Origin of the sequence: Mycobacterium vicinigordonae (assembly GCF_013466425.1) — a bacterium.
Classification (GTDB): Bacteria; Actinomycetota; Actinomycetes; order Mycobacteriales; family Mycobacteriaceae; genus Mycobacterium; species Mycobacterium vicinigordonae.
The window spans coordinates 4,693,498-4,706,825 of record NZ_CP059165.1; the positions used below are offsets into that span (position 1 = coordinate 4,693,498).

Sequence of the window (13,328 nt, forward strand, 5' to 3'; positions counted from 1 at the left end):
TCCGCGGCTGCTAGCACTTGCGAACAGATGGCGTCGCAATTTGCGAAAGCCAGCTGCCGGGCGCCTCAGAATTAGAGCAAACCGCGGCCCGAATCTCACCGGGCCGCGGTTGCCCCGTCTTTCAGCGTTGAGCCTCTACTAGGCGTGCCTTGTCACGGTTGGTTGTTACCGTTCTGCCCGGGAGTTCCGGGTGTGCCGTCGGGCTGACCCGGGCCGCCGTCGGTGCCGTTGTCGCCAGTGGCACCGGTGCCGTCGCCCCCGCTGCCGCCGAGGCCCCCACTGCCGTCACCACCGGCCCCGGGAGTGCTGCCGGCCCCGCCGTTACCACCGTTGCCGCCGACACCGGGGCCCGCGCCCGCGGTACCGATGCCGCCCAAGCCGCCATTGCCTCCGTTGGCGGCGTCACCACCGGCACCGCCATTGCCACCGTTGCCGCCAGTTCCGTCGGCGTTGACAACGTCGGTGCCTTGCGCGAAGACGATGCCGGGGCGGGCGTCACCACCAGTACCACCGGTGCCGCCGTTGGTGCCGCTGTCGCCACCATTGCCGCCGGCGCCACCGGTAGCGGTGCCGGTGGCCCGACCCCCATCCAGCGCCTGCACGTAGCCGCCGCCACCGGCGCCCCCGTTCCCGCCGTCGAGGCCTGCACCGCTGTTGCCGCCTACACCACCGATAGCGGTTCCCCCGGCTGTGGCATTACCGCCTGTGTTGGCCGGGTCCAGGGCCCAGATGTCGGCCTCGCCGCCGTTCCCGCCGAAGTGGCCACTAGTGCCAGAACCGCCGGCCCCGCCCTGGGCGACCCCCGTGGCGTGGGCCGTGCTGCCGCCGCCGATCGTGAATCCCCCATGAATGCGGGCGTCACCGCCGTTGCCGCCGAAACCGCCGAGGGTGGCCCCACCACCCGCACCGGCGGTCGCCTTCCCCGCCGCGGTCGCATTGTCACCGTTTGCGGAGAGGTAACCGCTACCACCGGAGCCTCCGACACTGCCCGCACCGGTACCCGTCCCGCCGGCCCCACCGAGCACAGCACCGCTCGCGTGCTGCCCGGTGAACGGGGTGTAGTAGCCACTCACCAGTTCAGCATGGCCGCCATTTCCACCGGTGCCGCTCTGAAGACCGTCACCGCCGGCACCTCCGGTAGCGCTGCCGGTCGCGGTGCTGTCCGCACCCCCGGCCCGCACCCAGCCGTGTCCGCCGTTCCCGCCGACCCCACCGGTACCCGTGGCATCACCGCCAGCACCGCCAGTGGCGTGAGCGTCGGTGATCACGCCAGCCTGGTTGGCCAACACACTGCCGGCCCCACCCGCACCACCGACGCTGCCCGCACCAGTACCAGACCCGCCCGCACCACCGATCGCGCTACCTTGCGCCGCGCTACCCGCACCATCGGCCTCCACACTGCCAGCACCACCCGCACCACCGGCACCGCCGAGATCCCCGGCCCCGCCCAGACCACCAGTGACCTCCGTACCCACACCACCGGCACTACCACCATTGGTGGCGCTAATTAGGCCCTGACCACCCTGGCCACCGATAGCGCCCTCGCTGCCGCCGCTACCGCCATTACCACCGTGCGCAGTCCCCGCAGCCGTACTGCCCACATTGGCCTGCAACGCGCCAGTCCCGCCGTCGCCGCCGATGCCGCCACTGGTGGCATCGCCACCAGCACCCCCAGCACCGCCGTTACCGCCGGTCGCCGTACCGGTCACCGACACCGCACCAACGGAGCCCACCGCAGCGTCGCCACCGGCACCACCGTTAGCACCGGCCCCGCCGTTGGTGCCACTGGCCCCACCAGCCCCGCCGTTACCACCGGTCGCGCTACCACTGACCGTGCCGCCGTCCTGGGCCAACACGAAACCGCGGCCACCAGCACCACCATCACCACCATCGACACCGGCGCCACTAGCACCACCTACGCCGCCAACAGCCGTACCGGCGGCCGACGGATTACTCCCGGTAGCGCTGGGATCCAGCGCCCACACCGCAGCCTCACCACCAGCACCACCGACATGCCCGTCATACCCGGCACCACCAGCACCACCAGTGGCATCCCCAGAAGCCTGCCCCGTGCTGCCGCCGACCACCGTGAAGCCACCATGCACCCGGCCAGCACCACCGTCACCACCAGTACCCCCACCGCTACCAGCACCACCGGCCCCACCAGTCGCCGACCCCTCCGCAGTCGCGTTATCACCATTAGCGGAGAGGTAACCGCTACCACCGGAGCCTCCGACACTGCCCGCACCAGTACCCGAACCACCAGCACCGCCCAACGCCGTACCACTAGCGTGCTGCCCGGTGAACGGATAGAAGAAACCGCCCGCCAATTCGGCATCCCCGCCATTTCCACCGGTGCCGCTCTGAAGACCGTCACCGCCGGCACCTCCGGTAGCGCTGCCGGTCGCGGTGCTGTCCGCACCCCCGGCCCGCACCCAGCCGTGTCCGCCGTTCCCGCCGACCCCACCGGTACCCGTGGCATCACCGCCAGCACCGCCAGTGGCGTGAGCGTCGGTGATCACGCCAGCCTGGTTGGCCAACACACTGCCGGCCCCACCCGCACCACCGACGCTGCCCGCACCAGTACCAGACCCGCCCGCACCACCGATCGCGCTACCTTGCGCCGCGCTACCCGCACCATCGGCCTCCACACTGCCAGCACCGCCCGCACCACCGGCCCCGCCGAGATCCCCGGCCCCGCCCAGACCACCAGTGACCTCCGTACCCACACCACCGGCACTACCACCATTGGTGGCGGTGATCAGGCCATCACCACCCTGGCCACCGGTAGCGCCCTCGCTGCCGCCGCTACCGCCATTACCACCGTGCGCAGTCCCCGCAGCCGTACTGCCCACATCGGCCTTCACCGCGCCAGTCCCGCCGTCGCCGCCGATGCCGCCACTGGTGGCATCGCCACCAGCACCCCCAGCACCGCCGTTACCGCCGGTCGCCGTACCGGTCACCGACACCGCACCACTGGACCCCACCACCGCGTCGCCACCGGCACCACCGTTAGCACCGGCCCCGCCGTTGGTGCCACTGGCCCCACCAGCCCCGCCGTTACCACCGGTCGCGCTACCACTGACCGTGCCGCCGTCCTGGGCCAACACGAAACCGCGGCCACCAGCACCACCATCACCACCATCGACACCGGCGCCACTAGCACCACCTACGCCGCCAACAGCCGTACCGGCGGCCGACGGATTACTCCCGGTAGCGCTGGGATCCAGCGCCCACACCGCAGCCTCACCACCAGCACCACCGACATGCCCGTCATACCCGGCACCACCAGCACCACCAGTGGCATCCCCAGAAGCCTGCCCCGTGCTGCCGCCGACCACCGTGAAGCCACCATGCACCCGGCCAGCACCACCGTCACCACCAGTACCCCCACCGCTACCAGCACCACCGGCCCCACCAGTCGCCGACCCCTCCGCAGTCGCGTTATCACCATTAGCGGAGAGGTAACCGCTACCACCGGAGCCTCCGACACTTCCCGCACCAGTACCCGAACCACCAGCACCACCCAACGCCGTACCACTAGCGTGCTGCCCGGTGAAGCCGGGGAAGCCCCCGGTCAGGATCTGCGCGTCTCCCCCGCGGCCACCCGTACCGCCGTCCTTACCCTCACCACCGAGGCCACCGGTAGCCTTGCCCGTCGCAGTGCTGTCCCCGCCGTCGGCAGAAATGCTGGCGGCACCACCGCGACCACCCGTGCCACCGCTGGTGCCCTTGCCGCCGCCACCGCCGCTGGCGATGCTGTCGGCGTCACCTGCGGCACCACCGTTGGTGGCGCTGATGGCCGCCGCGCCACCCTCCCCGCCGACGCCGCCGGACGCGCCCCCAGCACCGCCGGCGCCGCCGGACGCGAGGCCCGTGGCGCTGCTACCGGCGCCGTCGGCGATCAGGCTGGCTGTCCCACCGGTACCGCCGGCACCACCGACGGCAGTGGCCGAACCAGCACCACCGGCACCGCCCGTACCGCCGACGGCCGTTCCGCTGATAACGCCACCGTTGGTGGCGTCGGACAGGGCGCCGCCACCACCACCGCCCCCGCCACCACCCATGCCGGGCCCGGCGGCGGTAGCCGCACCGCCGGTACCGCCGGTGCCACCCTTGCCGCCGACAGCAAGGTCGCCCACCGCCGCACCGGTGCCGCCAGCGCCGCCGGCACCTCCGCCTCCGAATGCACCGCCGTCGGTACCGGCACCGCCGGTACCGCCCGTACCACCCGTTCCACCGGCTTGCGGCACCCCGGCCACCAGGTCCTGGCCTGCGCCGCCGGCGCCACCCTTGCCGCCCGTACCGCCGGCACCGCCCCCGGTGTTGTTTATGCCGGCACCACCAGTACCGCCACCGCCGCCGTTACCGCCGGTACCGGCTTCGGCGCTGGGACCACCCGAGGCCCCGGTGCCACCGGTGCCACCGGTGCCACCGACACCTCCGACGCCGTTGTTGCCGCCGCCGTACCACAGGCCGGCCTTTCCGGCAGCCCCGCCTTCGCCGCCCGTGCCACCGTCAGCACCGGCACCGGCGTTGAACGTGTAGCTCGGATCACCCGCGCCACCCTGACCGCCTTGACCGCCTCGACCACCGTTACCGCCGTTACCGTCGACGCCCCCGAATCCGCCCGAGTTACCGCCGGTGCCGCCGCCGCCCGCGTGGCCGCCATGGCCGCCCGCCGTCGGGGCATTCGTCGCACTACCGTCCTGACCCGCACCGCCCATCCCGCCGTTACCGCCGAAGCCACCACGTCCGCCATTGCCGGCATTCCCGGTGCCGGCGGCCCCGCCCGAGCCCTGCACACCACCGTCACCTCCCTTGCCGCCGTCGGCGCCGGTACCACCGGTGCCGGCGCCCGCACCGACGTCAGCCGCACCGGTACCTCCGCTGCCACCGTTGCCACCCTGGCCTCCGGCACCGCCGTTGCCGTTGGAGCCGGTGCCGATGCCGTTGCCGCCATTGCCGCCTTGACCACCATTGCCGCCGGAAGTGCCCCCACCACCGCCTGCGGCGCCGGTCCCACCGGCGCCCCCGCTGCCGCCGATTCCGCCGTTACCGCCCGCACCGCCTGCGCCAGTGGCGCCTCCGATCGAAAGGAAGCCTGGGGCCCCACCGGCGCCGCCCACGCCGGCATTGCCGCCGTTACCGGCGGCACCTCCGTTGCCACCGGCCACCAGGTCCGTGCCGGCGAAGCCCATACCACCGCGGCCGCCCTGGCCGCCGGTTCCTCCGACCCCGCCGTCACCGGCCGTGGTGAACAGGCCGTGCGCGGCACCGCCGGCGCCGCCCGCCCCGCCTACACCGCCGTTGGTGCCGGCAAAACCGTCCACGTGTGAGGCCGTCCCGGTGGCGCCGGCGAAACCGGCCCCACCGGTACCACCCGCACCACCGGCACCGCCGCTGCCGAAGCCGCCGAACAACGCCCGGTTCGCCCCGCCCATACCGCCGACGCCCCCGGCACCACCATTCAGGGTCGCCGTGCCCGCACCGCCGATCCCGCCAGCACCACCGGCACCACCGAAGCCGCCCAACCAGCCACCGGCCCCACCTCGGCCACCGGTCCCGCCGACGCCGCCGGCCGCGCCGGTCCCGCCGGCACCGCCCGCACCCCCGTTGCCGAATAGACCCGCGTCACCGCCCGCGCCGCCCGCGCCCCCGCCGGCCGCGCCCGTCCCGCCGTTCCCACCGCTGCCGAACAAGAGCCCGCCGGCCCCGCCGGCCTGACCGGTACCTGCTGCCCCGTCGGCGCCGTTACCGATCAGCGGCCGACCGAGCAGCAACATCGTGGGTGTGTTGATCGCCCCCATGATCTGCCCGGGGATGTTAGCCAGCGACGCATTGAACGACTCGGCCGCGGCATATTGCAGCCCGCCACCACTGAGTAACGCCGCGAATTGGTCATGGAATAGCGCGACCTGCGCGCTCACTGCTTGGTACTCCTGCCCGAAGGTGCCGAACAACTGCGCAATCGCCACCGACACCTCGTCTTGCGCCGCGAGCGCCAGTTGCGTTGTCGACGCGGCGGCCGCCGCGTTCGCGGCCCCGATGGACGATCCCAGACTCGAAAGGTTCGAGGTGGCAGCAACCAACTCCTGCGGCATAGCGAACACGTACGAAGACACAAGGCTCCAATCGGTCAGCGGGGCTTGGCGCTCGGGCAGTCGCCAAACAAGTGCCGCACATTACGCGGGCACTCTCGTATTTCAGGGGACTTTTGCCACTTTGTCCAGCGAAATCTCGAATCGACAAATAGTGGTCTGGGCAGTCCATTTAGGCAGGAATTAGAGCAGCTAAAGATCGGCTCCCATGAATACAACCTAATCAGACTAACTAACTGTATTTGGATGCTCTTTGAGATCGTTCGTGCTGGCTGACCGCAGAGCGGGCTAGACACCATTTAGGCGTCAATCAGGACAACCAACCGTCTGGATGGGTCCATTTTAAATTTATATGGGTGCAGCGATCGCTAGCTCAATAACATGCGAAAAGCGTTGGTAGAAACCCTAATCCGCAGATCGACGGTTTCCTACCGTAGGTGCAAGCAGTAGCACACGAGCTATTCATAGGGTACTCATAGACAAATTTCCCCGGCTACTTCCAAGTAACTTAGGGCGATATGGTACTGTCGGTCATCAAACCTTCGGCGTGTCCATCCGCCTAATCAATTTGTCGACCTTTGGTATTCCCTATGAATGAGGGCACTGTGTAGGCCAGCGCGCAGCCGATCCGCCTCACGGACAGGTCGACACTGTTAGTCATAACCCGGATAGTCGCTGATTACCCTGCGAATTTGCTGGGAACCATGAGCAGCGCGGAACCTGTCCGTCCGAACCATGCGGAAAATGGATTCATCTGGCCCGGCGGGCAATATCCTGGGCAAACCCGTCAGCAACCACCCGACCGGTACGCGCGGACCCGACGCCAGGCGCGCACCGCCCGCCCCTTCACGCGTACATCCGCGACCGCAGACCCCCGCGCCTCGGCAGTCCGTGGTTGTCGGCGACCTCTTTTACAGTGGCGGCTGTGTTCGTCACCGGCAGCAGGTTCGTCTACAGCGCGTCGGATCTCGCCTCCGCCGCGCGATGCGAGTACGCGCTGCTGCGTGACTTCGACGCACGGCTGGGTTGGGGGCCTGTCGTAGCCGCTGACGACGAACTACTCGCCCGGGCCGCCGCTCTGGGCAACGAGCACGAACAGCGCTTGCTCGACCAGTTGCGCAGCCAGTACGGCGACGCAATCGCCGTAATCGGCCGGCCCGCATACACCGACGCCGGACTGGCGGCCGCCGCCGCGGCCACCCTGCGGGCCGTGTCCAACGCCGCACCGGTCGTGTACCAAGCAGCGATGTACGACGGGCGATTCGTCGGGTTCGCCGACTTCCTGATCCGCGAAGGCGAGCGGTACCGGGTCATCGACACCAAGCTGGCCCGATCACCGAAGGTCAGCGCTGTGCTGCAGCTCGCGGCCTACGCCGAGGCATTGACGGCAGCTGGTGTTCCGGTCACCGAAGAGGCCGAGTTGATCCTGGGCGACGGCACCGTGGTGCGCTACCCCGTCGACGACCTCATGCCGGTCTACCGGTCTCAGCGTGCGCACTTGCAGCAGCTGCTGGACACCCATCACGCTGCCGGCCAGGCGGTGCGCTGGGAAGACGAGGGCGTGCAGGCCTGCATGCGGTGCCCGTTGTGTTCCGAACAGCTTCGGGAGCGTGACGACCTGTTTCTGGTCGCCGGCATGCGGATCAGCCAGCGCGAAAAATTACTTGCGGCGGGCATCACCACCATCGGCGAACTGGCGGGGGCGGCCAGGCGGGTAACCGGGCTGTCTGCCACTACGCTCGGAGCGCTGACTGCCCAGGCCAAAATCCAACTGCTGCAGCGCAATACCGGCACTCCGCAATTCGAGATGGTGAACCCACAGCCGTTGGCTTTGTTGCCGGAGCCCGACCCGGGTGACCTGTTCTTCGACTTCGAAGGAGACCCGCTGTGGACTGCCGACGGGACGAACTGGGGCCTGGAGTACTTGTTCGGGGTGTTGGAGGCGGGCCCGACGGGAGCGTTCCGGCCGTTATGGGCGCACAGCCGGGTCGAGGAACGCGAAGCCCTCAAACAGTTCCTGGCGATGGTGGCCAAGCGTTGTAAGCGCCACCCCAACATGCACATCTACCACTACGCGCCCTACGAGCGGACGGCGCTGCTGCGGCTGGCCGGACGCTACGGCGTCGGTGAAGATGAGGTCGACAACCTGCTGCGCAACGGGGTGCTGGTCGACCTTTATCCGTTGGTGCGCAAGAGTATTCGGGCGGGCGCGGAATCGGTGAGCCTCAAGGCGTTGGAGCCGCTGTACATGGGTGCGCAGCTGCGTTCCGGCGATGTCACCACCGCCGCAGACTCGATCACCGGCTACGCCCGGTACTGCGAACTCGCATCCGAGGGGCGCTCCGACGAGGCTGCCTCGGTACTCAAAGAGATCGAGGACTACAACCACTACGACTGCGTATCCACCCGCAACCTGCGGGACTGGTTGTTGATGCGCGCCTGGGAAGCCGGGGTCACCCCGACAGGTACCCAACCGGTTCCCAAGCAGGACACCATCGAGGATCATGACGAACTCGCATCCAGATTGGCGCGCTTCACCGGCGACGGCGCGGCCGAGGACCGCACCCCGGGACAAATCGCGGTCGCGATGGTGGCTGCGGCACGCGGCTATCACCAGCGTGAGGACAAGCCGTTCTGGTGGGCGCATTTCGACCGGCTCAACTATCCCGTCGAGGAATGGTCCGACAACTCCGACGTTTTCGTGATCGAGGAGGCCGCGGTGGCCGTCGCGTGGAACACTCCGCCGCGGGCCCGCAAACCGCAGCGCCGGCTACAGCTGACCGGTGAACTCGCGCGCGGCGAACTCCACAGCCAGGTTTTCGCGCTTTACGACCCACCGGCCCCCCCGGGCATGACCGACGACACCGACCGTCGCGCGGCCGGACACGCCGAGGTAGTCGAAGTCGACGATCCGACGCTGCCCACCAGGCTGCTGCTGCTGGAGCGAACATGCAGCGACGGCAACACCTTTGACCAGCTGCCGTTCGCGCTCACCCCGGGCCCGCCGGTGCCGACCACAGCACTGCGGGAATCGATCGAAGCGACCGCCCAGGCGGTGGCCGCGGGGTTGCCGGAACTGCCCCGAACGGCGATCGTCGACGTCCTGCTACGCCGCCGGCCCCGCACATCCGGTGCGCTACCCCGCACCGGCGACGCCGTCGCCGACATCACCGCCGCGACGCTGAGCCTGGACTCCTCCTACCTGGCCGTACACGGTCCACCCGGCACAGGCAAGACGCACACGGGCGCCCGGGTGATCACCGCGCTGGTCACCGAGCACTCGTGGCGGGTCGGGGTGGTCGCGCAGTCCCACGCAGCGGTGGAGAATCTGCTGGACTGCGTGATTGACGCCGGCCTGGACCCTGGCCGGGTTGCCAAGAAGCACTCCGATGGCACCGAAAAGCGCTGGCAACAGATCGACAACGGCGCGTACGCGTCGTTCATCGCCGAGAACGCCGGGTGCGTGCTCGGCGGCACCGCCTGGGATTTTGCCAACTCGAACCGGGTTCCGCCGGGCAGCCTGGACCTGCTGGTGATCGACGAAGCGGGTCAGTTCTGTCTGGCCAACACCATTGCCGTGGCACCAGCGGCGGCCAGTCTGTTGCTACTCGGCGACCCCCAGCAGCTGCCGCAGGTCAGTCAGGGAACCCATCCCGAACACGTTGACAGCTCCGCGTTGGACTGGCTTGTTGAGGGCCAGCGCACGCTGCCCGACGAGCGTGGATACTTCCTCGACCTGTCCTACCGGATGCATCCCGACGTATGCGCGGCCGTCTCGAAGCTGTCCTATGGCGGTCGGCTGCACTCCCACGTCGCGCACACCACCGCGCGCCGGCTGGACGGGTGCCAACCCGGAGTCCGAGTGCTTTCCGTTGTGCACCAAGGCAATTCGATCGACTGCCCCGAAGAGGCAGCGGCCATCCGGGCCGCGATCCAGGGGTTGCTCGGAAACGCGTGGTGCGACGGGCACAACACCCGGCCGCTGAACCCTGCCGACGTGATGGTGCTCGCGCCCTACAACGCGCAGGTCACCCTGATCAGGCAGGAGTTGCGCGCCGCCGGGCTCGACCGGGTGCGGGTCGGCACCGTTGACAAGTTCCAGGGCGGGCAAGCGCCGATCGTGTTCGTCTCGATGACAGCTTCCTCGATCGAAGAAGTGCCTCGCGGAATCTCGTTCCTGCTCAACCGGAACCGGCTCAACGTAGCGATCAGCCGGGCGCAGTACGCCGCGGTGATCGTGCGTTGCGACCAATTGACCCAGTACCTGCCCACCACGCCAGACGGCTTGCTCGAGCTGGGGGCGTTCCTGGCGTTGACGCACGTGGATTAGGTATGCCCGGGTAGGGACGGCTTGCGCTAGGGCGCCCCGGCTCCACCGGACCACCGGGGCGGCGTCGCGTCGCCGCGCCGGAACGGCACCCGTTGCCGAACCCCGACAGGTGTGCCATGCGGCCTGCCGCCGAGGGGCACACCCGGCCGGCTGCCGTCGATCGGGGCCGCACGCCACGGCTCGACGGGATGCCGCGGTTCGGCAGACGCCCGGCGCGAATTCGGCGACGCTGGCCTTACCGCGACCGGCGGGGGCTCGGGGTCAGGTTCGCGGCGAAGAACGTATTCGACGTATGCGTCATCGTCGAGTTGCGGGTCGAATTCGGCGTCGTCAATGTCGTCGCCGAACGCAAGACCGCCAAGATCGTCCACCTGCTCCCGATCCCACCCATGCGCCGCGCCGACCAGGAATAGGGCGGCAGCAATGCCGAACAACGCGATGAATGCCGGCAGCAACATCGACTGCGACATCGCCGCCGCGAACGGCCCGCGCAGGACTTCAGGCAGCCGCAGTCCCGCGCCCTCGGCCGGCCGCGCCGCGCCGGCCGCTCCAGGCAGCTCGGCACCGATGCAGGAGGTCATGAACGCGGCCATGCCCGCGCTGCCCAACACGGCCCCCAACTGCCGGGTGGCGTTGTAGACCCCGGAGCCCGCGCCGGACTGCTCGGGAGGCAGGTTGCGGGTCGCGGTCGCTGCCAGCGGCGACCAGATGAACGCGTTGGCTACCCCGAGCACGATGAACGGAAGCACCAGTCGCCAGATCGGTGTGTCCGGATCCAGCTCGATAGAGATCCACGTCAACGAGATGGCCAGCGCCGAGAAGCCGAAACCGAGTAGCGGCATCGGGTGGGTTCGATCGATGATCATGCCGACGATCGGGGCGAGCACACCGCTGGTGATCGCCACAGGCGCAATCAGCAGGGCCGAACGAGTAGGCGATAGCCCACACACCGATTGCGCGTAAAACGTAAGCGGCAGCATCATCGCCGTCGAGGCGAACGAGATGATCGCCACCCCGACGTTGCTGAGGCTGAAGTCGCGGTCGGCGAAGATGCGCAGCGGCACCAGCGGCGAATGCCGGTTGATGGACTGCCAGTAGACGAACGCCGTCATGAATCCGACGCCGGCGACCAGCACCGCCCAGATCCACGGCGCCCAGTCCGCGGACTGGCCTTCCTGCAGGCCGAAGACCAGCAGAAACATACCTGCTCCGGACAGTGTGACGCCGATGAGGTCGAAGCGCTGGTCGCGGATCGGCAGCACCGGGACCAGCCAGACCGCCAGGGCGACCGCGATGACACCGACGGGTACGTTCACAAAGAAGATCCACTGCCAGCCGAGACTATCCACCAGCAGCCCGCCGACCAGCGGTCCGATCAAGCTGGCGACGCCGGCGGTGGCGCCCCACATGCTCATCGCGGCGCCGCGGCGGTGGGCGGGGAAGATCCGAGTGATCGTCGACAACGTCTGGGGGGTGAGGATCCCGGCACCCACACCCTGCACCACGCGAGCAGTGATGAGCATGGCGGCGCTGTCGGACAGTCCGCACCACACCGAGGCGACGGTGAAGACCACCAATCCGATCAGATACAGGTTTTTCGGTCCGAATCGATCGCCCAGTCGCCCGGCGACCAGGAGTACGACCGCGTAGCCCAGCAGGTACGCGCTGGTCACCCAGACCACGGTGCCGTACCCGATGTGCAGCGCTTTCATGATCGTCGGGTTCGCGACGGCCACGATCGTCGAGTCGACCATGATCATGAAGAAGCCGAGCATCATCGCCCACAACGCCGCCCAGGGGTTCGCGGACAAGCTGCCCGCGGGCTCCCGACTGGTCGCCGTGGTCATGTTGCTCACCTCGTTTCGAATCCAGCCCGCATTATTCCCTCCCGATTTCCGCCGCGCTCCCCGCCGCCCACTCGGCTTGCCCGTGGGAACACCCCGGAGCGCCTGGCGCGTTTCCCAGTGGAACATGTGCAAGTTTGCTGCCCGAACCGCGTCCGGTCGCCCGGCCGCTAGCCTGGGTAGAGGCCCTTCCCGAGAGAGGCACCATGAGCTTTCGACGAAACAAGTCGGCGCCGGTCCAGCGAGAAGCCGGCGAGGAAGATCGCGCAGGCCGGCCCAAGGCCTCCACCCGTGCGTTGGCGCAGGTCATCGAGCGTAGTTCGCACATTCAAGGCCCCGCCGCCGAGGCTTACGTGTCACGCCTGCGTCGGACCTATCCCGGCGCTGACCCGGCCGAGATCGTTGGCAAGCTGGAGAAGCGTTTCCTGTCGGTGGTGACGGCCAGCGGTGCCGCGGTGGGTGCCACCGCAACATTCCCCGGGATCGGCACCCTGGCCGCATTGTCGGCCGCAGCCGGCGAAACCGCCGTCTTCCTCGAGGCGACCGCGCTGTTCGTGCTGGCACTGGCGTCGGTGTACGGCATACCGCTCGATCACCGGGAACGACGACGGGCGCTAGTGCTGGCCGTCCTGGTCGGCGAGAACAGCAAAACGGCGGTGGCCGATCTGATCGGGGGCGGCCGCACCAAGGGAGCCTGGGTCTCCGAGAGCGTGGCTTCCCTACCACTACCGGCGGTCTCGAAGCTGAACTCGCGAATGTTCAAGTACTTCGTCAAGCGCTTCGCGCTCAAGCGCGGGGCGCTGATGTTCGGCAAGCTATTGCCGGTGGGTATCGGCGCCATCATCGGCGCGATCGGTAACCGGATGATCGGCAAGAAGTTGGTCCGAAATTCCCGATCCGCGTTCGGCCCCGCTCCGGCACGCTGGCCGGTCACCCTGCACCTGTTGCCGCCGGTGCGGGATGCCGGCTAGCCCGTACCGCACTCTCGCTCGCTAATCGCGGCCGAAGCGTTAGCCTTTACTGGGTCGGTCGGGACCTTCAACCGGCCGGGGT

General features: G+C 68.9%; 4 protein-coding genes. 2 read left to right on the forward strand and 2 right to left on the reverse strand.

The window, feature by feature from the left end; all coding sequences use genetic code 11:
• Positions 1–152 precede the first annotated feature (152 nt).
• Positions 153–6,104: a PE family protein gene (locus tag H0P51_RS20975; protein WP_180914801.1), complete on the reverse strand. Its 5,952-nt coding sequence runs from the start codon at positions 6,102–6,104 to the stop codon at positions 153–155.
• Between the two features lie 922 nt (positions 6,105–7,026).
• On the opposite strand from H0P51_RS20975, the gene H0P51_RS20980 reads away from it, so the two are divergent.
• Complete coding sequence (locus H0P51_RS20980) at positions 7,027–10,431, forward strand: TM0106 family RecB-like putative nuclease (RefSeq protein WP_180914802.1); 3,405 nt, start codon at positions 7,027–7,029, stop codon at positions 10,429–10,431.
• 26 nt (positions 10,432–10,457) lie between these two features.
• Here H0P51_RS20980 and H0P51_RS20985 read toward each other — a convergent pair whose 3' ends face one another.
• Positions 10,458–12,278, reverse strand: coding sequence for an MFS transporter (locus tag H0P51_RS20985; RefSeq protein WP_180914803.1), 1,821 nt, complete (start codon positions 12,276–12,278; stop codon positions 10,458–10,460).
• A gap of 203 nt (positions 12,279–12,481) precedes the next feature.
• On the opposite strand from H0P51_RS20985, the gene H0P51_RS20990 reads away from it, so the two are divergent.
• Positions 12,482–13,246, forward strand: a complete 765-nt coding sequence (locus H0P51_RS20990; protein ID WP_180914804.1) for a hypothetical protein — start codon at positions 12,482–12,484, stop codon at positions 13,244–13,246.
• Positions 13,247–13,328 lie beyond the last annotated feature (82 nt).

What these genes read in the sequence shown, in the direction of transcription:
- H0P51_RS20975 (WP_180914801.1), bottom strand. Translation starts at nt 6,104, where the DNA reads ATGCCGCAGGAGTTGGTTGCTGCCACCTCGAACCTTTCGAGTCTGGGA.
- H0P51_RS20985 (WP_180914803.1), bottom strand. Translation starts at nt 12,278, where the DNA reads ATGACCACGGCGACCAGTCGGGAGCCCGCGGGCAGCTTGTCCGCGAAC.
- H0P51_RS20990 (WP_180914804.1), top strand. Translation starts at nt 12,482, where the DNA reads ATGAGCTTTCGACGAAACAAGTCGGCGCCGGTCCAGCGAGAAGCCGGC.